General features: G+C 58.2%; 19 protein-coding genes. 9 read left to right on the top strand and 10 right to left on the bottom strand.

Annotation, left to right across the window (positions count from 1 at the left end; all coding sequences use genetic code 11):
• Positions 1–116: 116 nt before the first annotated feature.
• The 4 genes from nirB to cobA all read left to right on the top strand — a co-directional run bounded on the left by nirB (position 117) and on the right by cobA (position 6,587).
• Positions 117–2,549, top strand: coding sequence for a nitrite reductase large subunit NirB (gene nirB, locus PZA18_RS21070; protein WP_284102858.1), 2,433 nt, complete (start codon positions 117–119; stop codon positions 2,547–2,549).
• A 178-nt stretch (positions 2,550–2,727) separates the two neighbouring features.
• Positions 2,728–3,075, top strand: coding sequence for a nitrite reductase small subunit NirD (gene nirD / locus PZA18_RS21065; RefSeq protein WP_284102857.1), 348 nt, complete (start codon positions 2,728–2,730; stop codon positions 3,073–3,075).
• An 18-nt stretch (positions 3,076–3,093) separates the two neighbouring features.
• Positions 3,094–5,802 (top strand): nitrate reductase, encoded by a 2,709-nt coding sequence (locus PZA18_RS21060; protein ID WP_308447439.1) that lies wholly within the window; start codon positions 3,094–3,096, stop codon positions 5,800–5,802.
• A 20-nt stretch (positions 5,803–5,822) separates the two neighbouring features.
• Positions 5,823–6,587: a uroporphyrinogen-III C-methyltransferase gene (cobA, locus tag PZA18_RS21055; protein WP_284102855.1), complete on the top strand. Its 765-nt coding sequence runs from the start codon at positions 5,823–5,825 to the stop codon at positions 6,585–6,587.
• Between the two features lie 164 nt (positions 6,588–6,751).
• On the opposite strand, the gene PZA18_RS21050 is transcribed toward cobA, so the two are convergent.
• Positions 6,752–7,159: a hypothetical protein gene (locus PZA18_RS21050; RefSeq protein WP_284102854.1), complete on the bottom strand. Its 408-nt coding sequence runs from the start codon at positions 7,157–7,159 to the stop codon at positions 6,752–6,754.
• A 371-nt stretch (positions 7,160–7,530) separates the two neighbouring features.
• Here PZA18_RS21050 and PZA18_RS21045 point away from each other — a divergent pair, with 371 nt between their 5' ends.
• Positions 7,531–8,625 carry a hypothetical protein gene (locus PZA18_RS21045; RefSeq protein ID WP_284102853.1) on the top strand — a complete coding sequence of 365 codons (1,095 nt, stop codon included), beginning with the start codon at positions 7,531–7,533 and terminating at the stop codon, positions 8,623–8,625.
• Between the two features lie 120 nt (positions 8,626–8,745).
• On the opposite strand, the gene PZA18_RS21040 is transcribed toward PZA18_RS21045, so the two are convergent.
• The 4 genes from PZA18_RS21040 to PZA18_RS21025 form a co-directional block, all read right to left on the bottom strand.
• Positions 8,746–9,951 (bottom strand): globin domain-containing protein, encoded by a 1,206-nt coding sequence (locus tag PZA18_RS21040; protein WP_284102852.1) that lies wholly within the window; start codon positions 9,949–9,951, stop codon positions 8,746–8,748.
• 82 nt (positions 9,952–10,033) lie between these two features.
• Positions 10,034–10,528 (bottom strand): RrF2 family transcriptional regulator, encoded by a 495-nt coding sequence (locus tag PZA18_RS21035; protein ID WP_308447438.1) that lies wholly within the window; start codon positions 10,526–10,528, stop codon positions 10,034–10,036.
• A 161-nt stretch (positions 10,529–10,689) separates the two neighbouring features.
• A complete protein-coding gene (locus tag PZA18_RS21030; RefSeq protein WP_284102851.1) occupies positions 10,690–11,208 on the bottom strand; it encodes a hypothetical protein in 519 nt (172 codons plus the stop codon).
• 424 nt (positions 11,209–11,632) lie between these two features.
• Positions 11,633–12,010 carry a winged helix-turn-helix transcriptional regulator gene (locus tag PZA18_RS21025; RefSeq protein WP_284102850.1) on the bottom strand — a complete coding sequence of 126 codons (378 nt, stop codon included), beginning with the start codon at positions 12,008–12,010 and terminating at the stop codon, positions 11,633–11,635.
• A 26-nt stretch (positions 12,011–12,036) separates the two neighbouring features.
• On the opposite strand from PZA18_RS21025, the gene PZA18_RS21020 reads away from it, so the two are divergent.
• On the top strand, positions 12,037–12,321 hold the full coding sequence (locus PZA18_RS21020; protein ID WP_284102849.1) for a YciI family protein: 285 nt from the start codon (positions 12,037–12,039) through the stop codon (positions 12,319–12,321).
• Positions 12,322–12,595: 274 nt separating this feature from the next.
• On the opposite strand, the gene PZA18_RS21015 is transcribed toward PZA18_RS21020, so the two are convergent.
• The 5 genes from PZA18_RS21015 to PZA18_RS20995 form a co-directional block, all read right to left on the bottom strand.
• Positions 12,596–12,826, bottom strand: a complete 231-nt coding sequence (locus PZA18_RS21015) for an NUDIX domain-containing protein (RefSeq protein WP_284102848.1) — start codon at positions 12,824–12,826, stop codon at positions 12,596–12,598.
• Positions 12,823–13,719, bottom strand: a complete 897-nt coding sequence (locus PZA18_RS21010; RefSeq protein ID WP_284102847.1) for a dienelactone hydrolase family protein — start codon at positions 13,717–13,719, stop codon at positions 12,823–12,825. The genes PZA18_RS21015 and PZA18_RS21010 overlap by 4 nt, the downstream gene beginning before the upstream one ends.
• Before the next feature lie 48 nt (positions 13,720–13,767).
• Entirely contained in the window at positions 13,768–15,081 is a 1,314-nt protein-coding gene (locus PZA18_RS21005; protein ID WP_284102846.1) for a replication-associated recombination protein A, read from the bottom strand.
• 12 nt (positions 15,082–15,093) lie between these two features.
• Positions 15,094–15,723 carry an outer membrane lipoprotein chaperone LolA gene (gene lolA / locus PZA18_RS21000; RefSeq protein WP_284102845.1) on the bottom strand — a complete coding sequence of 210 codons (630 nt, stop codon included), beginning with the start codon at positions 15,721–15,723 and terminating at the stop codon, positions 15,094–15,096.
• Positions 15,724–16,040: 317 nt separating this feature from the next.
• The gene (locus tag PZA18_RS20995; protein ID WP_284102844.1) at positions 16,041–16,736 is read right to left on the bottom strand and encodes an OmpA family protein; all 696 of its coding nucleotides are present in this window, start codon (positions 16,734–16,736) and stop codon (positions 16,041–16,043) included.
• 611 nt (positions 16,737–17,347) lie between these two features.
• On the opposite strand from PZA18_RS20995, the gene gyrA reads away from it, so the two are divergent.
• The 3 genes from gyrA to PZA18_RS20980 all read left to right on the top strand — a co-directional run bounded on the left by gyrA (position 17,348) and on the right by PZA18_RS20980 (position 21,297).
• Complete coding sequence (gene gyrA / locus PZA18_RS20990) at positions 17,348–19,963, top strand: DNA gyrase subunit A (protein ID WP_284102843.1); 2,616 nt, start codon at positions 17,348–17,350, stop codon at positions 19,961–19,963.
• Positions 19,964–20,366: 403 nt separating this feature from the next.
• Positions 20,367–20,864 (top strand): PaaI family thioesterase, encoded by a 498-nt coding sequence (locus PZA18_RS20985; RefSeq protein WP_284102842.1) that lies wholly within the window; start codon positions 20,367–20,369, stop codon positions 20,862–20,864.
• The gene (locus tag PZA18_RS20980) at positions 20,851–21,297 is read left to right on the top strand and encodes a PaaI family thioesterase (protein WP_284102841.1); all 447 of its coding nucleotides are present in this window, start codon (positions 20,851–20,853) and stop codon (positions 21,295–21,297) included. The genes PZA18_RS20985 and PZA18_RS20980 overlap by 14 nt, the downstream gene beginning before the upstream one ends.
• Positions 21,298–21,365 lie beyond the last annotated feature (68 nt).

Genomic DNA, 21,365 nt, shown 5'->3' with positions numbered 1-21,365 from the left:
GGCTTGGGAGTGTGGTGAATCCTGCCCCCAAATCACGCACTGGATGGCGTTAAAACCCAGGGTAGATGGGAATTGGTATACCCACCTTCCCAACCACTGAGCCAGGAGACATCCACATGAAGCCTCAAAAACTCGTCATGGTCGGCAACGGCATGGCCGGGGTCCGTACCCTTGAAGAACTGCTCAAACTGGCCTCTGGCCAATACGACATCACCGTGTTCGGTGCCGAGCCGCATGCCAATTACAACCGCATCCTGCTCTCACCCGTATTGACCGGCGAGCAAAGCTTCAAGGACATCATGCTCAACGACGTGGACTGGTATGCCGAACACGGCATCACCCTCCACCTGAACAAAAAGGTCGTGAAGATCGACCGGGTGCGGCGCGAAGTGCTTGCGGAAGACGGCACAGTGGCCGAATACGACCGCCTGCTGCTGGCGACCGGCTCCAACCCCTTCATCCTGCCGGTGCCGGGCAAAGACCTCGATGGCGTGATTACCTTCCGCGACATCTACGACGTCAACCGGATGATCGAAGCCGCGCAAACCAAGCGGCATGCGGTGGTAATCGGCGGTGGACTGCTGGGGCTGGAAGCGGCCAACGGGTTGGCGGCACGTGGCATGCAGGTATCCGTAGTGCATCTGTCGAGCTGGTTGCTGGAACGCCAGCTCGACCCCTCTGCCGCCAAGCTGCTGCAACGCAATCTGGAAACCCGCCAGCTCAGCTTTCTGCTGGAAAAGCAGACTGAAGCGCTGCTGGGCGATGAGCACGGCGCGGTGCGGGCCATACGGTTCAAGGATGGCAACGAGATTCCGGCCGAGCTGGTGGTGATGGCGGTAGGCATCCGCCCCAATACTACGCTGGCTGAAAGTGCCGGTATTTATTGCAACCGGGGCGTGGTGGTGTCCGACACCATGCAGACTTACGACCCACGTATCTACGCCGTGGGCGAGTGCGTCAGCCATCGCGGCATTGCTTATGGGCTGGTGGCGCCGCTGTTCGAGCAGGCCAGGGTGGCGGCTAATCACCTCGCCAATTACGGCATCGGCCGCTACGAAGGCAGCGTGACTTCCACCAAGCTCAAGGTGACGGGCATCGACCTGTTCTCGGCCGGCGACTTCATGGGCAGCGAAGGCACCGAGGCGATCACGCTGGCCGACCCGGTGGGTGGGGTTTACAAGAAGCTGGTGGTGAAGGGCGACCGGCTGGTCGGCGCCTGCCTGTATGGCGATACCAGCGATGGCGCCTGGTACTTCCGGCTGATTCGTGAAGGCAAGCCGATTCACGAGATCCGCGATCAGCTGATGTTTGGCGAAAGCGCGGTCGGCGATGTGGGCCACGCTGGCGAAAACCGGGCTGCCACCATGCCGGATTCGGCCGAAGTCTGCGGTTGCAATGGTGTGTGCAAGGGCACCATCGTCAAGGCGATCCGCGACAAGGGCCTGTTTACGGTCGACGGCATCAAGCAGCACACCAAGGCGGCCAGCTCGTGTGGCTCGTGCAGCGGGCTGGTCGAGCAGATTCTCATCAACTGTGTCGGCGGGGCAGCCGACGTGAAGCCGAAGTCGGAAAAGCCCGTGTGCGGCTGCACCGATCACAACCACGCCGCCGTGCGGCAGGCGATCCGCGAACAGCATCTGATCAGCATTCCAGCCGTGATGCGCTACCTGAATTGGCGCACGCCCGATGGCTGCGCCACCTGCCGGCCCGCGCTCAATTACTACCTGATCTCGACCTGGCCCGGCGAAGCCCGCGACGACTCACGCTCGCGCCTGATCAACGAGCGGGTTCACGCCAATATCCAGAAAGACGGCACTTATTCGGTGGTGCCGCGCATGTGGGGCGGCGTCACCAATCCCTCCGAGCTGCGCCGGATTGCCGATGTCGCCGACAAGTATCAGATCCCGATGGTGAAGGTGACGGGCGGCCAGCGTATCGACCTGCTGGGCGTAAAAAAAGAAGACCTGCCCAAGGTCTGGGCTGAACTCGACATGCCGTCCGGCCACGCCTATGGCAAATCGCTACGCACGGTAAAGACCTGCGTCGGCAGTGAGTTCTGCCGCTTTGGCACGCAGAACTCGACCCAGATGGGCATCGACCTCGAAAAAGACCTGTTCGGCATGTGGAGCCCGGCCAAGGTCAAGCTGGCGGTGTCGGGCTGCCCGCGCAACTGTGCCGAAGCCGGCATCAAGGATGTGGGGGTGATCGGTGTTGATTCGGGTTGGGAGCTGTATATCGGCGGCAATGGCGGCATCAAGACCGAAGTGGCGCAGTTTCTGTGCAAGGTGACCAGCCACGATGAGGTACTCGAATACAGCGGCGCGTTTCTGCAGCTGTATCGCGAAGAGGCGTTCTATCTGGAGCGCACGGTGCATTACCTGCATCGGGTTGGGCTCGAACACATCAAGCAAAGGGTGGTGGACGATGCCGACGGCCGGGCCGAGCTGTATGCCCGCCTGCGCTATGCCTTGAGCTTTGAACAGGACCCATGGCTGGAGCGGACCAAGCAGGGGGTGGATAAGCATGAATTTGAGGTGCTGGCAGGGTGACCTGTGAGGGGCCTTGTTCTTGTTTAAGTGCCTTCGGCACCCTGATTGATAGCGCGGGTATGGGCTCTACGTAGTTGAAGTTTGTTTGTATTCGCGGCCTGGCAGCAGTAGCGCCACGTGTCGGCGGCTGCGCTCGATATGGGTCAAGACCAGAACTGGTCATATGAAAGGAATCACCATGCAACAAGACTGGAAAGCCATTTGCCAGATCGACGACATTCCGGCGCAAGGGGCGCGGGTGGTGAAGCGGGCGGGGGCGGATGATATTGCCGTGTTTCGCACCGTGGACAATCAGATTTTTGCTCTGATCGACAAATGCCCGCACAAGGGCGGGCCCTTGTCGCAAGGGGTGGTGCATGGCCGGGCGGTGACCTGCCCGCTGCATAACTGGGTGATCGCCCTCGATAGTGGCGAGGCCCAAGGGCCCGACGAAGGCTGCGCCGGGCATATCCCGGTGCGGCTGGAGGCCGGCACCGTCTACCTGGCCCTGCCGCAGGCGGTTGCCACCTGCGACCACGCCTGCTGACGCCGGGGAGTAATGAGCATGAGCGCCAAGCGGATTCCTCTGGTAGACGAGCGCCGTAGCGTGGCGTCGGTCTGCTGCTATTGCGGTACCGGCTGTGGCGTGCAGGTGACGGCCGAGGCCGGACGGGTGGTGTCGGTGGTGGGGGATGCGCATCACCCCGCCAATTTTGGCCAGCTATGCAGCAAGGGCCGGGCTTTGGGCGACACGGTACGGCATGACAACCGCCGGGTCTTGCAAGCGATGTTGCGGCCGGCACGCGGCGCGGCCTTGCAGCCGGTTGAGCGCGAGCTGGCGATTTCGCAGGTGGCCGATCGGCTGGCGGGCATCATCGAACGGCATGGGCCGGATGCGGTGGGGTTTTATCTATCCGGTCAGTTGCTGACCGAGGACTACGCCGTTTTCAACAAGCTGGCGCGTGGTTTGGTAGGCACCAATAACCTCGATACCAATTCACGGCTATGCATGTCGAGCGCGGTAACCGGCTATAAGCAGACCCTGGGCGCCGACGCGCCACCCGCTTGTTACGACGACCTCGACCACGCCGACTGTGTGCTGATTGCCGGCTCGAATATGGCCTATGCCCATCCGGTGCTGTTCCGCCGGCTGGAAGCGGCCAAGGCGCGACGGCCACAGATGCGGGTGATTGTTATCGACCCGCGCCGGACCGACACCGCCCATCTGGCCGACCTGCATCTGGCCATTGCTCCCGGCAGCGATGTGGCGCTGTTCCACGCCATGCTGAATGTGCTGATCTGGGAGGGGTGGGTCGATAACGACTACATCGCCCGCCACACCGAAGGTTTTGCCGCCCTGAAGGCACGGGTGCATGAATTCACCCCCAAGGCCGCTGCTGACGTCTGTGGGGTGCCGGCAGACGACATCGTGCAGGCGGCCCGCTGGTTTGGGCAGGCCGGTGCGGCGTTGTCGCTGTATACGATGGGTCTCAACCAGTCGAGCAGCGGCACCGCCAAGAATGTGGCCTTGATCCACCTGCATCTGGCTACCGGCCAGATCGGCAAACCGGGGGCAGGGCCGTTTTCGCTGACTGGCCAACCGAACGCCATGGGCGGGCGTGAAGCCGGTGGTATGGCGACGCTGCTGCCCGGTCATCGCGACCCGGCCAATGCCGACCACCGCGCAGAGGTGGCAGCGCTTTGGGGTGTGGCGGGCTTGCCCGTGCAGCCGGGCCTGACGGCGATCGAGTTATTTGATGCGGCTGCGACAGGCAAGGTTAAGGCGTTGTGGATTGCCGCCACCAACCCGGCGTCCAGCCTGCCCGACCAGGCCAAGGTGCGGGCGGCGCTGGAGCGGGCGGAGCTGGTGATTGTGCAGGAAGCCTTTGCCGACATCGAGACGCTGGCCTTTGCCGACATTGTGTTGCCCGCCGCCACCTGGCCGGAAAAAGACGGCACCCAGACCAATAGCGAACGCCGTATCAGCCGGGTGCGGGCGGCCATCGCTCCACCCGGTGATGCCTTGCCCGATTGGCAGCTGGCAGCGGCCGTGGCGCAGAAGCTGGCCGCCCGGCTGGCGCCTACCCAGATAACGAATTTTGCTTACGCCAGCCCGGCCGACGTCTTTGCCGAGCATGTAGCTACCACGGCCGGGCGCGATCTCGACTACAGCGCGCTCGATTACGCCACTCTGGACCAACTGGGCCCGCAACAATGGCCGTTTCGGGCGGGGCAGGGCACGTCCCGCCTGTATGGTGATGGCCACTTTCCTACCGCCAACGGCCGCGCCCGCTTTGTCGATGTCGGCTATCAGCCGGTCGCCGAGGCTACCTCGGCCCACTATCCAATCCACCTGACCACCGGCCGTCTGCGTGACCACTGGCACACCCTGGCGCGTACCGGCTTGGCGCCAGCGCTCATCCGCCATGTGGAGGAGCCGGTGCTCAGCCTGCATCCTGCCGATCTGGCCCGCTATCGGCTGGCGGAGGGGGAGCTGGCGCGGATCAAATCCCGTCGTGGCAGCTTGGTGCTGCCCGTGGTGGCGGACGATCAGCTGAAGCCCGGTCTGGCTTTCCTGCCCATGCACTGGGGGCGTGCCTTTGTGGCCAGCGAGGGGGTGAATGCGCTGACGCTGCCGGCGTTCGACCCCCATTCGAAACAACCCGAACTCAAACACACCGCCATTGCCATCGCCCCCGCCAAGCTGGGTTGGCAGGCCATTGGCTGGCTGGGTGAGCCGACCGCAGAAGCCCGCCAGCGTCTGCTGCCCTGGTTGCAACGTTTTCCCTATGCCGTGCTGGTGCCCGTGGCAGAAGCGGGTGGCGGGTGGCGGCTGCGTCTGGCTGCCGACACGGCGCCAGCCTTGGCGGCACTGGCGGAATTGGCGCAGAGCCTGGGGCTGTCCCAGCCCGATGCGGCCCTCGACGACCCGGCCCGTAGCGTGTTGCGCCGGTTGAATCTGTCGGACGCCGGCAGGCCGACCGCCTGGCTGCTGTGTACCGACACCCGTGCCGCCACCGCACTGGCGCAATGGTCCGATGGCGGTACGGCGCCGATCAGCCTCGCCAGCCTGTTCAGTGGTCGGGCAGCTGCCCGCATCAGCCGGGTGGTGTGTGCTTGCATCGGTGTGCGCGAAGATGCCATCTGTCAGGGTGTCGATCGTGGTCTGGACGTGTCTGGACTGAAAGCGGAGCTGGGCTGCGGCACGGGCTGTGGTTCTTGTCTGCGCGAGATTGCCGGGCTGGTGGAGCGTCAACAGAGCCTAACCCATTGAAAACCCAAAGGAGAAATACCATGCGCACAACAGGCAAAGTCTGGCTGGTAGGTGCCGGCCCCGGCGATGTGGAGCTGCTGACGCTGAAAGCCCTGCGGGTGTTGCAGGCTTGCACGGTCTGGCTGGTCGATGATCTGGTCGGCGACGAAATTCTGGTGCTGGCACCGGCTGGCACCCGCATTGTTTATGTGGGCAAGCGCGGCGGCTGCCGCTCCACCCCGCAAGATTTCATCCTGCGCCTGATGTGGCGTTATGCCCGCCAGGGCAAGGCGGTGGCGCGGGTCAAAGGGGGTGATCCCTTCATTTTCGGCCGGGGTGGCGAAGAATGGGCCTGGCTGGCCGAACGTGGGGTCGAAGTCGAGGCGATGGCGGGCATTACGGCCGGTTTGGCGGTTGGCGCCAGCCTGGGCTTGCCACTCACCTGGCGCGGCGTCGCCCGCGGCGTGGCGCTGGTCACCGCACACACCGTCGATGGCAGCCAACCCGACTGGCGCGCTTTGGCGGCATCCGGCCTCACGGTGGTCTGCTACATGGGCATGAATGATCTGGACCAGCTGGTGCAGGCACTGACGACCGCCGGCTTCAGCCCCGCCTTGCCGGTAGCCGTGGTCCACCGGGTCTCGACCCCGCAACAGCGCTGGCTGACAACTGATCTGGCGAACCTGTCCTCCGCCGTCGCCACCGCTCGCCTCGCCAGTCCAGCCGTGATTGTGTTGGGGGAGGTGGTAGAGCGGGCATCGGGTCTACCGGACGCCAGCCACCAGCCAGCCTGCCTGGCTGCTTGATAGAACTCCCGCTCAAGAGGGCCCGCGCCGACGATATGGGGCGTGGGCCAGAGTAATCGAACGATATGCAAAGAGTCTGTCAAAAATAGAAAGAGACTGCTTTTGTTTATAAATGGCTGGTTGGTTTTATGTTGTTTATATCTATCTATTTTTATGCTTAGGTTTTAAAAGATTCTAAATCCCCCTTTGTGCGACATTGCCATTAATGCACCCAGTGCATCTCTTAGGGATGAAGTGTTGATCCGTAGATGTGCAGGAATTTCCTGGCCAAACTCGGCTTCAATTTGCGATTCAATTTCCTCTGCTACCGCTGCCATAATATCAAAGCAGTGTTTGCTGTAATAACAACGGTTCAGGGCATCGCTAAATTCCCGTGCGTCGCTGTCAGTGACTTGCTGCCCATCGCTTGATTCGTAATTTCCATCCCATCGCTTAAAGAAACCCCATTTTTCGGGCTTCTTTGTGCCGGCTGGTTTCCATTCGCAGGTTTTTGCCAGGCACAAGAAGAATGACCAATATCTCCCAGCCAAAGAGATTTCCGATCCATCGGCAGAACGTAGCTGAACACTCATTTCATTTTCTCCATTTCCATTTTTTATGGAATGCTGCTTTGGCAGCCCGATACTCCGATCACTACATGGTTGACTATGACATCATAGACGACGGCCCTGCCGTAATCACAGTCTGACTAAGGCTCTCCGCCTGCTTTCGGGTGCTAGGTGAGCCTTTTATGGCAATGAGTGCGAAGAATCCCCTGTTTTATAAGTTTCTGGTAAATAAAGATTTTGTGTGAAATTTATTTATTTAGTAATTACTATAAATATTTGAATTGACAAGATGGCCTATCTTTTTTCAGATAAAACATTATAATGCCCGCCGCAACCGTGCCTGTGTAATCAGCATTTTACCGAGAAACAAAATCAAACATAAATAAGGGATTTACATGAAACTAATCATGCGTTCCAGTCTGGTATTGGCGGGTCTGGTGCTGTCGGCAGCCAGTTATGGTGAGACCATGCAGATCTGCAGTGGCCAGAATATACCGGCTGGATGGGTATGGATCAATACTCATACTAATTACACTATCTGCGGCAGCAATTCAAATAATGTGCTGACTATTGAGCGCCTTGGAAGTCAGTCATCTTTGACTATCTGTGCCGGACAAGGTATTCCTGCGGGATGGGTTTGGACCGATACTCATACCAATTACACTACCTGTGGCAGCTATTCAGGCTCGAATAATATGCGGACTATTGTGCGCCTTGGGAGTCAAACATCTTTGGATGTCTGTGCCGGACAAGATATACCGGGCGGCTGGGTCTGGACCAATAGCTCAACGAATTACACCCGCTGTGGAAACGCGACATCGGGCAATGTCACACACATTGAGAAGATTTCCAGTCAAAATTCGATGCAGATTTGCAGTGGCCAGCAACTGCCTAATGGCTATTTACTGGTGAATTACTCAACCAATTACACCGCCTGTAATAATCCAACCAGTAACAATATTGCCGTCATTGAGGCAGTTGCTGGTAAATACAGCATGCGGATCTGTGCAGGCCAGTCTTTGCCTGCCGGGTGGGTAATTGAAGGAACAAGCACGGACTACACTGCGTGTGGCGGGAGTCGCGATAACATTTGGAGTATTCGTAATACGGCGCAGCCACCTGCACCTATCCCGACACCTCCGACAACCCCGACACCCACTCCGACGCCGAAGCCTGTTACCTGCGTGCTGACCGAGACGGGAGTTTTGCCATCTGGTGACGGGACCATTACCTGGACGGTAAACGGCGAGAATGTACCGGCAGGTGCGGCGACCTACTGGTTCAGCAACAAGAACGGCGCGGTTGAAGACAATGCAGCTTATGGCGGCCCGGTGCCTGCATCGCGGACCAATACCGTCAGCCTGGATGGTTTCGGCAGGTATTCGCGCTACGCCGAGATTCGCAATGTGCAAGGGGAGACAATCTGTAAAACCAATACCATCAGCCTTTCCGGCAAGCCCTCGTTTTGCCCAGGGCGGCGTTACTGCTGATCGGCAATCATCATAAGCGCCTGTTCCCGTCGATGGACGATGTGCTGGCTGCAAGATAAAAAGGGCGGCACCTTATGGTGCTACCCTTTTTTCTTGTGACGCTAGCCGCAGATTTGACGGTTACAACAGGTGATCAAGCAACTCCGGCCCAAACACTTCACGATGGATCTGCGTCGGGCTTACGCCTGCTGCCAGCAAGGTTTTCCATTGTTGCTGCATGAAGCCGACTGGGCCGCATAGGTAGAACCGACCGGCAGTGCCGTGTTGGGCGAGCAGGTCCTGAAGCGGCAAGGTGCCGGTGTGATGGTAGTCAGTGCCTGGCCGATCCGCAGGTAGGGGCTGTTCGTAGCTGATGGCCAATTGCATGGCAGGAAGGGTGGCGCGAGCGGCTGCCAGATCATCCCGCAGGCTGTGGTGCTGGCTGTTGCGTGCGGCATGGGCAAACAGCAGGGGCTGATTGGTTCGCTGGGTGACCAGCTGGTTCAGTACCGAGATCATGGGGGTAATACCCACGCCTGCGCTGATCAAGGCGATGGGTTGTTGGCCGGTGGTGTCGGGGGTGAAGTCGCCGAAGGCGGCGCTGGCCAGCAGGCTGTCACCGGGCTGAAGCTGCGTGTGCAAGCAGTTGGATACCTGACCGGCGGGTGTGCTATCGCTAGCATCTTCGCGCTTGACGGTGATGCGCCACCAGGGTTGGTCGGGGTGGTCGGACAGGCTGTATTGGCGTAGCTGGCGCAAGTCCCCGAGTTGTGCTGCGACGCTGATGTATTGGCCTGGCAGGAAGCGTCCTGGCGATTGCCCGTCGGGGGTTTGTAGATAAAACGATTTTACCTGGGTGTTTTCATGCCGTATTTCCATGACTTTCAGCGGACGCAGTTCGCCAGCGGTGACGCCTGTTTGCTGATACAGGCGCGCTTCAGCGGCGATAAGTTCGCCGGCCAGTAGCCAGTAGGCTTCATCCCAGGCAGCCATGAGGTCGGGGCTGGCAGCATCGCCAAGTACTGCACGGATGGCGCCGAGCAGGTGGCGGCCCACAATCGGGTAGTGAGCGGGGGTGATGCCAACCGAGGCGTGCTTGTGAACGATGCGTTCGATAACCGGTCCGAGCGCGGCAGCGTTATCAATATTGGCGGCATAGGCAAACACGGCCGCTGCCAGGGATTGCTGCTGGCTGCCATTGGCCTGATTACCCATATTGAAGATCTGCTTGAGCTCGGGATGCGCCTCGAACATCGAGGCGTAGAAGTGGCGGGTGATGGTTACGCCATGTTCGCGCAGTACCGGTACGCTTGCGTCGATATAGGGACGGGATGTGGCAGACAGCATCGTGTAGGCTCCTTTTTGTGGTATTTAAAATGCAACTTTAAGTGCGACTGTAATGGCCGGTGAATTCATCAATCTAGACAATTCAGGAAGAAATGCTCACCAGACGGACCAGGTATTGCTGGTGCATCTCGCTGATGGCATCAGCGGTTGTGGTGCTGCAGACATCGGCAAGGCTGTATTGATCCAGTTTGTCGTAGAACGCCTGCATGCCGGCATTGAGAGCGCCTTTCAGCAGACAGCGACCGCGCAGGGTGCAGGGTGGCTCGGCGCAGTTGATCAGCTCGGCATGACCTTCGAGTTCTCGCAACACGGCGCCGAGGCGCAGGGCATTTGCTTCGACAGCAAGGTGCAGGCCGCCTTTACGACCTCGAATGGCCTCGATCCAGCCAAGTTTACGCAAGCGGTTGACCACTTTGACCAGATGGTTGTGTGGGACGGCAAACTGCGTGGCGACCTCGGCGATGGTAACCGCCTGCGGCCGGTTGGCTTGTTGCTGGGTCAGGTACATCAAGACTCGCAGACCGAGATCGGAGAAGCGGGTGAGTTGCATGGCGCGGGTGCGAAATGGGGCGAACACAGCATATGCTATTTAAGTTGCATCTAAAATGCAACTTATCTCGCGCAAAGGAAGTGTGGCTGCCTGTTGATAGCCTTTGAAGTGTTGATAACGCCTGAAGGGGGGGAGGGAGTAAGGCAAGCCGGGCTGGTGGCCCGGCTGTGTGGGTTGTCCGCTGGGTATTAGTTACTGCTGCGTGCGGCCGTGTCGGTCTTGTTTGCGGTGGCAGACTCCATTTTCACCTGGCTGCCCTTGCTGGCATCAAAGTATTGCTTGGCGCGTTCGCTCTCGGCGGCAGAGGGCTTGTAGGTGTGCCAGCTATCTTTTTCGCGATTTTTGTAGCTCAGTGTGCCGGCTTCAGGGTCCACCTGATAGAACGCGTAAGCATCCCGGAAGCCACCGATGAATAGTGCCGGGGCAAAGAACAGAATGCTCGTGGTCATGGTGCCGCCGTTTACACGCAGAGGCAAAAGACCATACAGCTTCTGGCCGCTGGGGGCTGTCGCGACGAATTCGTGCTGGCCGGTAGATTTGGATTCCAGCTTTTCAGTGCGTGGCAGCGTGTTGCTTTCCATGCCGCGAATTGCCAGGGTGGTGCCGGGCGTTACGCTGTCAAACTTGGCAACGGAGGAGCAGCCCTGGAGCAGGGCGATGGCCAGTAATGCGCTGGCTTTGGCAGGGGTTGACGTCAGAATCTTCATATTCTCTTTCAAAAAACGGGATGGCAATGAAATAAGCCAGTCTGGACTGGCCAAATAAAGCGCAGATATAAAGTAAACAGAATGCTGTAAGACAATATGCTGGCCGTGCGGGCGGTAATGTACCAAAGCACAGGGTGATGCGATTGTTGTACATCAAATTTTGGCATGAAATATCGAGCCGATCATGGGTGGCTTATTTAATTTTATTTTTAATAATCAATATGTTGAATTTAAGTTCTGATTGGATTGTCAGGGTGGGGCCTACCTGCGCTAGGTGTTGTATTTATGAATATTGGTCACTTGAGTGGAGTGCATTGGTGCGCCGTGCCGGTTGAGGCCAGAAGCGCTCTCATTCACTGCTTGTTGCAATTTAAAATAATCAATATTTGATTTAAAAGTAATTGATATGGAAATTTCAGATGAATTAATCTTTGAGGGACTCTTCCCATTGTTTTGACCATTCACGTAAAGGGGCGATAAGTTGCATTAACTCTTTGCCGAGTGGTGTCAAACTGTAGCCGTAGTCATTTAATTCGATCAGCATGGCTGCCCTCATTTCAGCGAGACGCGTATTCAGAACGCTTGATGAAATTCCATCACATAAAATTTGCAACTCACGAAATGTTGGTTGGCTGTGGTTGAGTTCCCACAGGATGCGCATGGCCCAGCGACGGCCCAGCAAGTCGAATAGCGCCATCAAAGGGCGGCCGGATTGCGAACCTCGGACAGCAGAACCGGGTAGTGGGGGTGACATGGCAGCTTGTGCTTCGAAAATGAAAGCGCTAGTATGCGCTTCTTCCATCCTCAATACAAATGCTTGGAGTCATTATGTTTCTTGTCGATCTGGAGTTCATTCGGCCGCTTGATGAGGTGGATCAACATGTCGCAGCGCATCGTGATTATCTGAAAGACTTTTATGAAAATGGCTCACTATTTATGGGTGGGAGAAAAATTCCGAGAAGCGGTGGGATTATTCTTTCGCGCCACACGACCAGGCAAGAAGTGGAGTCGGTATTCAATGCCGATCCACTGGTATTGGCTAGAGTGGCCAAATACTCGGTAACTGAATTTCAGCCGGTTATGATGACAGAGGCGCTAAAAGAATTGATTTGATTCACGGGGATTATTGGGTGTGTTACCCATGAAATGGCTTGGCATGACTATCCGATGTGTCAGCCACACCTACCGTTAAAACATCCGTCGTTCCGGTCTAATAAAGGCGTTCGCGTAGAGAGACTAGAGCATTCTGGAATAGCGGATGCCAGCGCTCATCGGGTGCGGCGCGTAGCGGATGCCAAAAACAAACAAAATCATGCCCACCATCATCCGCACAAGGGTGTACCCACTGCTCGGGTAGTGCTTCTGCGACCTCGCAGAGCTGGAAGGATCATATCTGGCCTTGAAACGCTGCATCCCATTGGCCAATTTCTCGCACGGCTCGTCCGGCCAGTCCTGTCTCTTCTTTCAATTCGCGTTCGGCGCCGTAGTGGCTGGGTTCGCCCGGTTCGAGACTGCCTTTTACCCGCTGGTGGCCTGCCAGTGGATGGATAAATGCCAGAATCTGCGGCCCGTCGGGGTGTTGGCGTAGCACGACCGGTGCCACCTTGTTGGCCTTCATGGTTTAGCTTTCGAGGCGATGGGTGCTGGCATGGTGTGCAGATCTGGCGCAGGAGCGGCAGCATGCGGGGCGGGCATCCAGCGGCCTAGCCATTCTGCAGTGCGCTGCCATGCATCGCGGGCGGCTTCGGGATTTGGTGCCAGGGTAACGCCACTGCCAGGACGTACGCCGTTGGGAACATCGCTGCGTAGCCGTTTGGCCTTGAGCATCGGGTTGTCGAAGTCGTGCCAGGTGTTGGGGTAGCTCACCAGCTCGATCGGTGGCTGCTTTTTGCCATATTGCTCAACCAGCTTCTGGCAAGGTGCGGCGGGCGTCCAGTCATCTTCGGCCCCAATCAGAATCAAGAGGGGGGCGGTGGGGGTGAAGCCCGATTCTGCCGGCCCGGCACATCCTGGATAGAACGAGATGGCTGCAGCGAAGCGTGCGCTACTGGCGGGGCGATTCTGACCAATGGTGCGTAATGTGGTGCTGCCCCCGTTTGACCAGCCCAGCAGACCCACCCGCTTGCCGTCTACATCCGGACGCTTGGTCAGCCATTCCAGCCCAGCATAGAGGTCGTTGGCGCGGTCGGTCGGGCTGATGGTGCGTTTGCTGATGGGGGTGGTGCAGATTTCCTTCATCCCCCGTGGGCGAAAGCTATCCACCATGAGTACGCTATAGCCCCGCTCATTCAGGTATTCGACCATTGCGGCATCTCTGGGATGAATCGTGTTCTGGGTGCCGTACAGGCCGGCACAGCCGTGCGCCAGTATGACCGCCGGGGCAGGGGGGGCCTTGGCAGGAAACCACTCGCCGCTCAGCGTCAGATTATTCGGGGCAGGGAAGCTGATGGTTTCGGCTGCAACGGTACTCAGCGTGGTCAGCGCGAGGTAAATCAGAGGGGTTATGCGCACGGGAAAACCTTGGATCGGTGAGCGTGTGGTTTTGGGATGAGGCGTCTATCAAGGCTTCCCGGTAGGGGATCGGGCTTCGGCATCCAGTTCGGCCAGATGCTTCAGCTTTTCGCTGATCTTTGCTTCCAGTCCTCGTGGCACCGGCTGGTACCAGTGCGGAGGCGGCATGTCCTCAGGCAGATAAGACTCTCCGGCCGCATAAGCTTCCGGCTCGTCATGGGCGTAGCGATAGGTCTTGCCATAGCCCAGCTCTTTCATCAGACGGGTTGGGGCGTTGCGCAAATGTTCCGGTACCGGGCGGGAGCGATCCTTGCCCACAAACGCGACGGCCTGCTTATGCGCCATATAAGCCGCGTTGCTCTTGGGGGCGACGGCGAGATAAATGGCCGCAGACGCCAAGGCCAGTTCGCCTTCTGGCGAGCCGAGGCGTTCGAAGGTGTCGGCGGCACTCAGGGTGATTTCAGCTGCGCGAGGATCGGCAAGGCCGATGTCTTCCCAGGCCATGCGGATCAGGCGCCGTGCCAGATAGCGGGGATCCGCCCCGCCATCGAGCATGCGCGTCAGCCAGTACAGTGCTGCGTCAGGGTTGGAACCCCTGACTGATTTGTGCAGTGCCGAAATCTGGTCGTAAAACGCGTCACCACCTTTGTCGAAACGGCGTGCATTGAGCGAAAGTGCGTTGCCCAGAAATTCGCCGTCGATCCGGCTTAGCCCCTGATTGCGGGCGGCTGTGTCTGTTTGCTCCAGCAGATTCAGCAGGCGGCGGGCGTCCCCATCGGCATAGCCTGCCAAGGTGGCGATAGCAGACTCGTCAAACTCCAGATGCCCCAGTGCCAGCTGGCGGGCGCGCTCAATCAACTGTCTCAGCTCCGCCTCATCAAGCGCTTTCAGCACATAAACCTGCGCTCGGGACAGCAGTGCCGAATTGACCTCGAAAGAGGGGTTCTCGGTGGTGGCGCCGATAAAGGTCACCAGCCCACTTTCCACGAATGGCAGGAATGCGTCCTGTTGCGATTTGTTGAAGCGATGCACCTCATCAACAAACAGCAAGGTGGCCCGGCCGCGCTGGTGATAGCGTTCGGCTTGATCCATCGCTGCGCGGATATCCTTGACCCCCGAGAAGACTGCAGATAGCGGGATGAACTCAGCGTCAAAACTGGCAGCCATCAGGCGCGCCAGGGTGGTCTTGCCGACACCGGGCGGCCCCCACAGGATCATCGAATGGGGCTTGTGCGAGTCGAAAGCCAGTCGCAATGGCTTGCCCGCTGCCAGCAGATGGGTCTGACCGATGACTTCGTCGATGGTCTTGGGGCGTAGCGCTTCGGCTAAGGGCGGCGGCGGTGCTTGGCTGAACAGGTCCATGCTGGCGAGGCCCTAGCGATCTCCCAGTACATCGGCACCCTTAGGCGGCGTGAACTGGAATTGATCAGCATTCAGTTTGGGGTTGACTTCAACGTTATTGAAGCGGATCAGCGTGGTCTGACCAAAATTGTCGTGCAGTTCCATGGCGGCGATCTTGCCGTCCTTCATGCCCAACCGGATTTGCTCGAAAGTGTTCTCTTTTTGTTTCGGGCTGGCATCTACCCAGGCGATGCCGTCTATTTCGCTGTGATTGCGCAGCTGGTAGCTTTTCTCCAGATCATTGCTACCGGCCAGCAAGGCTGCGGGACTGTTGCCCAGGGATTCATCAAGCTTTTTGACGGTTACCTGTGCCAGATCGGGGTCATAAACCCAGAGTTTGGTGCCATCTCCAACCAGAAGTTGCTCGTAGGGCTTGCGGTAAGTCCACCGGAATTTGCCAGGACGCTGAATGGTCAGGGTGCCGCTACCTTCCTGGGGCTTTTTGCCGTTCTTCTGGATGACGGTCTGTGAGAAATCCGCCTTCAGTGAACGCGCATTTTCCATGAAGGATTTGAGCTGGTTGACGCCATCGGCAAAGGCGCTCGCCGGTATGGCAAACCAGATGGCAGCGAGTAAGGATGAGGCTAAAGGCTTCAATTGCATGGCATTCCTGTCAGTCGGTTAGCCGGTTCGGCGGCTGGCCTGAACCAGAAAGTGGCTTGGCAGCATGTGCAAGGGGAGGGCTTCCGGTGCTGCCCTGCAGCGTACGTGGATCGCGCCACCAAGTTACAAACAGCTTCCCACAGGCGCTGAAAAAGAGAAGCCCCGGACAGGCCGGGGCTTGGAACCTGCTGAGCATTCATCGCGCTTGCCATCACTTGAAGGATGGTAATTGCGACGAACCTTCAACACGTTCTCAGGCGCTGTTGAACCATGGATTGCCCTGAGGGCTGCAAAGTTCAACAGTGCCCGATGCAGAATTACTTCACTTCGCGTGCTGCGGTGATGTCGATTTCAACGCGACGGTCAGGCTGCAGGCAGGCGATCAGTTTCTTGCGATTCTTGGCAACCTTCTTGCAGTCTTCGGGCTTGGTGACTGGCTGAGTCTTACCCTTGCCTTCGGCGGTGATGGCGCCGGCGTTAACGCCGTCAGCCACCAGGCGGTCTTTCACGGCATTGGCACGAGCGTCCGACAGCTTCATGTTGTAAGCGTCCTTGCCCAGGCGATCGGTGTGGCCGGTGACGGTGATCTTGGTTTCCTTCGGATCAACGTTTTTCAGCTGACCAGCAAGCTTGTCGATGGTCTCGATGCCTTCAGGCTTAAGTACCGCCTTATCGAATTCGAACAGGGTCGAGGCATTCAGAGTGATGCGCTCGAATTTGGCCTGGGTCGAGGCGGGAGTAGTGACCTGCTTGGTTTCAGGTACTGGCTCTGGCTTTGGCTCAGGTTTTGGCTCTGGCTTTGGCTCAGGCTTCTTCACGAGATCCGGTTCGCACTCTTCGGTAGCCATTTCCGGCTTCCAGTCGGAAGTGTGCCAGCACAGGCCGAAACCGCTGCGAACGATGGTGCCGCGGGTATCGGTCAGGTAGCCGTCTTTGGCGAAAGCGGTAGCAGCGGTCAGGCCGAGTGCAGCAACAACTGCGGCTTGAACCAGGGTACGTGGGGTGAATTGCATGTTTAGGTTACTCCAAGTTCTGTTATTGGAACGCTGGGGGGCCGCCAGAGTGTTTTCGGATCGCCGTAGATGACTACCGCGAAGACACGCTGGTTGCGCCGGCTTCGGTGCCCGTGCAACTTCGGCTGGCAAATCCCGGTGCAGTACAAGACTGGGCCCTGAAGCTGTTGCGAGCGGTAGGGGCTGGCTGGCATTGCACTGCAATAAAGCGGTGCATGCCGGCTCGAAACCGGATATTTGCTGGCGTGGCGCTCTCCCTGAAATGCGTCTGAACTGGTAGCGACGCACCCCTTGCCACGCGGCGAACGAGCATGAATCCCCTCAAGTTTATAAGAGGCTGACGGCTCGCGCCAAATCTGCAGCGGGGTGCAAGGCAATTAATAAGCAAATTACCGACGTTTATCGTGAATCGCGTGGCTGGTGTGTGCATTGCGGCAAAATGTTTTATGTGCAGCCAAGTGATTGTCTTGGCAGGAATAAATAGCAATCTCGGGGCTTCGTGAGCGATTTGGAGCGGTTGTCTGGCTGGTTGTGACGTCGGCGATGGGTGCTTGGGAGGGGGTGCGCATGGTAAAATTTGTGACATTTTTCCCCCGGTTCAAACCGTTCCTATGTCAGAACTACAACAATTCGCGAAAGAAACCATCCCGGTCAGCCTCGAAGAGGAAATGCGTCGTTCCTACCTCGATTACGCGATGAGCGTGATCGTCGGGCGCGCACTGCCCGATGTTCGAGATGGCCTTAAACCCGTGCATCGGCGGGTTTTATACGCGATGCACGAGTTGAGCAATGACTGGAACCGTGCTTACAAGAAGTCCGCCCGTATCGTCGGCGACGTGATCGGTAAATACCACCCGCACGGTGACACCGCTGTTTACGACACCATCGTCCGTATGGCGCAGGATTTCTCGCTGCGCTACCCCCTGGTGGATGGCCAGGGTAACTTCGGCTCCATCGACGGCGATAATGCGGCCGCAATGCGATACACCGAAATCCGCATGTCGCGCATTGCACATGAACTGCTCTCCGACATCGACAAGGAAACCGTCGATTTTGGTCCCAACTACGATGGTTCAGAGCAAGAGCCGCTGATCCTGCCGGCACGCATCCCCAACCTGCTGATCAACGGGGCCTCCGGCATTGCTGTGGGGATGGCGACCAATATCCCGCCGCACAACCTTGTGGAAGTGATTGATGCCTGCCTTGCGCTGCTGGCCAATCCCGAGATCGGCATCGACGAGCTGATCGACATCGTGCCTGCGCCGGATTTCCCGACAGCCGGCATCATCTATGGCACGGCGGGTGTCAAGGAAGGCTACCGCACGGGCCGTGGCCGTGTGGTCATGCGCGCCCGGACCCACTTCGAAGAGATCGGCAAGGGCGAACGGCAGGCCATCATCGTTGACGAACTGCCGTATCAGGTGAACAAGGCCAAGCTGTGTGAGCGCATTGCCGAGCTGGTGCGCGATAAAGTTGTTGAAGGCATTTCCGATCTGCGTGATGAGTCCGACAAGTCGGGCATGCGTGTGGTGATCGAGCTCAAGCGTGGCGAAGTCGCCGAGGTGGTCCTCAACAATCTGTATAAGCACACTCAGCTGCAAGACAGCTTCGGTATCAATATGGTGGCGCTGGTTGATGGTCAGCCGCGCCTGCTCAATATCAAACAGGTACTGGATGCCTTCCTGCGTCACCGGCGTGAAGTGGTCACCCGCCGCACCATTTACGAACTGCGCAAGGCGCGTGAGCGTGGTCACGTGCTCGAAGGTCTGGCGGTTGCCTTGTCGAATGTCGATGAGATCATTGCTCTGATCAAAGCCGCGCCGACACCGTCAGAAGCGCGTACGGGCTTGATGGCGCGCTACTGGCGTTCGCAACTGGTTGAAGAGATGTTGTCCCGGGCGACGGCCGATAGTTATCGGCCGGAGGGTTTGGCGGCAGAGTTTGGTTTGACCGAACGTGGTTACAAGCTGTCCGAAGCACAGGCGCAAGCGATTCTGGAACTGCGACTGCAGCGCCTGACCGGCCTGGAGCAGGACAAGATTGTCGGCGAATACCGCGAAATCATGGAAAAGATCGCCGATCTGCTGGATATCCTGGCACGTGCAGAGCGTATCACCGAGATCATCATCAAGGAGCTGGGCGAGATCAAACTGCAATATGGAGATCCGCGCCGTTCTGAAATCATCGCCCACGGCGAAGACCTGTGCCTGGAAGATCTGATCACCCCGCAGGACATGGTGGTGACGCTCTCTCATACCGGGTATATGAAGGCCCAGCCGCTGGATGAGTATCGGTCACAACGGCGTGGTGGGCGTGGCAAGCAGGCCACGGCAACCAAGGAAGACGATTTCATCGACAACCTGTTTATCGCCAATACCCATGACTACGTGCTGTGCTTCTCGTCCTTGGGCCGTATTTACTGGCTGAAGGTGTATGAAGTGCCGCAGGGGGGGCGTGCCTCGCGCGGTAAGCCGATCGTCAACATCTTGCCTTTGCAGGATGGCGAGAAGATCACGGCCATTCTGCCGGTCAAGGAGTTCAGTGATCATCAGTACGTATTCATGGCAACGCAGCGCGGTACTGTGAAGAAGACGCCGCTGTCCGATTTCTCCCGTCCAATGAAGAAGGGCATCATCGCTGTCGATCTGGAGGAGGGCGATCACCTGATCGGGGTCGTGCTCACCGGCGGTTCGCATCAAATCATGTTGTTCTCCGACGCGGGTAAGGCGGTGCGGTTTGATGAGTCGGATGTGCGGCCGATGGGACGTGCCGCACGCGGTGTGCGTGGCATGCAATTGGCAGCGGGGCAAGAGTTGATCAGCCTGTTGGCTGCCGATTCGGAAACCTGGCAGGTGCTGACAGCCACCGAGTTTGGCTATGGTAAACGCACCGCGATCAGCGAATACCGTCACACCAGCCGGGGTACCCAGGGGGTGATTGCGATTGAACTGTCAGAACGGAACGGCAAGCTGGTGACCGCTACGCTGGTGCAGGAGTCCGACCAGATCATGCTGATTACCACGGGTGGTGTGCTGATCCGTACTGCGGTGGCCGAGATTCGCGAAACCGGTCGCAGCACCCAAGGGGTGCGCCTGATCAACCTGGATGCGGGTGAAACGCTGTCGGGTGTTGAAAAAGTCGTAGAGACCGATGGCGATGCGGAGGGTGAGGTGGAAGACGGCGAGCCGCTTGATGAAACAGGTGATGGTGAAGCTGCAGCCGAGTAATGCATAAATTGTCATGACAAACAGGCGCCGGAATCCCCGGCGCCTGTTTGCTGTTGGTTGATTCAACCTTCAGCTGCGGTCGAATCGGCTTCTAGGCTCTGTTGACGTTTTAATCTCCGGATCGGAAACAAAATGTCAACAGAGCCTACAATAAGAACAGCACAGCGATTGCAATCGTGCCAACCGGGAGGAGGCGCCGGGTTCTGTGGCCGGGTGTTTGCATGGGTACTTGATCTGCCTTGGCGGGTCGGATGAGGTGGCCCACGGGGATCTCGTGTAACACAGTGTCAGCGGACGGGAATTCAACGGCGCGTCGTTGGTCCCATACCTTTGATCGAAATGGCCACCTGTGCAGATCGCTTTCTGGATCGACCACGGTTGGCGCTTCTTGCAAGGAGCTGCGATGCACAATCTACCGCTGCCGGTTACCAATCCGGCTTTGTTTCAGGACATTTGGTCCTGGTTTTGTCAGCTTCCGCATAACAGCACGATTGGTCTGGAGTTTGTTGCCGGCGAGCGCGGGCGGGCTACGATGCTTGTTCCGTACCATACCAAGCTGGTGGGGAATCCGAAAACCGGTGTTTTGCATGGCGGGGTGGTCACCTCGCTGATTGATGCCACCAGTGCGCTGTCCGTTTTTTCCTTTCTTGAGTCTGCAGAAGCCATTGCCACACTTGACTTGCGCATTGATTACCTGCGCAGTGCCACGCCGGGCTCGCCGGTGTTTTGCACGGCCGAGTGCTACCGGCTGGGTCGGCAGATTGCATTTACTCGCGCTACGGCCTATCAGGATGGTAACGATCAGCCGATTGCCTATGGCGTAGGCACCTTCATGCGCGATTCCAGCAAGGCAACGCTGGGAAGCGAAACTGTTGCGGAGGCCGGCGATGCGAACCGCTGAATCCTTACTGATCCAAACACTGCATGCCGCGAAAGATAGCGGGGATTACACCGGCATCATCGAGCAGATCCCCTATGCTCAGCTGCTGGGGGTGCAGATGCAGGAGGAAAACGACAATCTGTTGTTCCTTCTACCGTTTCATGAGCGCAATGTTGGTAATACCAAGCTGCCAGCGCTACATGGCGGCGTGATTGGCGGGTTTCTTGAAAACGCCGCACTGTTGCACCTGATGTGGGCGCGCGAATCAAATGAGGTGCCAAGGACGGTGGATTTTTCTTTGGACTACCTGCGATCTGGCAAGCCGCAAACCCTTTACGCACAGTGTGAAATCACCAAGCAGGGCAAGCGCGTAGCTAATGTGCTGATGACTGCCTGGCAGGATGATCGCAGCAAACCGACGGCTGTTGCCCGCGCGCATTTTCTGCTGTCCTGAAAAACTTGAAGTAAGTGACTCTTGACCAGTAACTGACGCGCTAACAAGCTGGCATCACCCGGATTGGC

It is taken from the genome of Parachitinimonas caeni, assembly GCF_030129945.1.
Taxonomy (GTDB): domain Bacteria; phylum Pseudomonadota; class Gammaproteobacteria; order Burkholderiales; family Chitinimonadaceae; genus Parachitinimonas; species Parachitinimonas caeni.
Note: the sequence above shows the minus strand (reverse complement) of the source record. Positions and strands in the feature narration are given on the sequence as shown.

What these genes read in the sequence shown, in the direction of transcription:
- nirB (WP_284102858.1), top strand. Translation starts at nt 117, where the DNA reads ATGAAGCCTCAAAAACTCGTCATGGTCGGCAACGGCATGGCCGGGGTC.
- nirD (WP_284102857.1), top strand. Translation starts at nt 2,728, where the DNA reads ATGCAACAAGACTGGAAAGCCATTTGCCAGATCGACGACATTCCGGCG.
- PZA18_RS21040 (WP_284102852.1), bottom strand. Translation starts at nt 9,951, where the DNA reads ATGCTGTCTGCCACATCCCGTCCCTATATCGACGCAAGCGTACCGGTA.
- PZA18_RS20985 (WP_284102842.1), top strand. Translation starts at nt 20,367, where the DNA reads ATGCACAATCTACCGCTGCCGGTTACCAATCCGGCTTTGTTTCAGGAC.
- PZA18_RS21045 (WP_284102853.1), top strand. Translation starts at nt 7,531, where the DNA reads ATGAAACTAATCATGCGTTCCAGTCTGGTATTGGCGGGTCTGGTGCTG.
- PZA18_RS21020 (WP_284102849.1), top strand. Translation starts at nt 12,037, where the DNA reads ATGTTTCTTGTCGATCTGGAGTTCATTCGGCCGCTTGATGAGGTGGAT.
- gyrA (WP_284102843.1), top strand. Translation starts at nt 17,348, where the DNA reads ATGTCAGAACTACAACAATTCGCGAAAGAAACCATCCCGGTCAGCCTC.
- PZA18_RS21060 (WP_308447439.1), top strand. Translation starts at nt 3,094, where the DNA reads ATGAGCGCCAAGCGGATTCCTCTGGTAGACGAGCGCCGTAGCGTGGCG.
- PZA18_RS21015 (WP_284102848.1), bottom strand. Translation starts at nt 12,826, where the DNA reads ATGAAGGCCAACAAGGTGGCACCGGTCGTGCTACGCCAACACCCCGAC.
- PZA18_RS21025 (WP_284102850.1), bottom strand. Translation starts at nt 12,010, where the DNA reads ATGGAAGAAGCGCATACTAGCGCTTTCATTTTCGAAGCACAAGCTGCC.
- cobA (WP_284102855.1), top strand. Translation starts at nt 5,823, where the DNA reads ATGCGCACAACAGGCAAAGTCTGGCTGGTAGGTGCCGGCCCCGGCGAT.
- PZA18_RS20980 (WP_284102841.1), top strand. Translation starts at nt 20,851, where the DNA reads ATGCGAACCGCTGAATCCTTACTGATCCAAACACTGCATGCCGCGAAA.
- PZA18_RS20995 (WP_284102844.1), bottom strand. Translation starts at nt 16,736, where the DNA reads ATGCAATTCACCCCACGTACCCTGGTTCAAGCCGCAGTTGTTGCTGCA.
- PZA18_RS21005 (WP_284102846.1), bottom strand. Translation starts at nt 15,081, where the DNA reads ATGGACCTGTTCAGCCAAGCACCGCCGCCGCCCTTAGCCGAAGCGCTA.
- PZA18_RS21050 (WP_284102854.1), bottom strand. Translation starts at nt 7,159, where the DNA reads ATGAGTGTTCAGCTACGTTCTGCCGATGGATCGGAAATCTCTTTGGCT.
- lolA (WP_284102845.1), bottom strand. Translation starts at nt 15,723, where the DNA reads ATGCAATTGAAGCCTTTAGCCTCATCCTTACTCGCTGCCATCTGGTTT.
- PZA18_RS21030 (WP_284102851.1), bottom strand. Translation starts at nt 11,208, where the DNA reads ATGAAGATTCTGACGTCAACCCCTGCCAAAGCCAGCGCATTACTGGCC.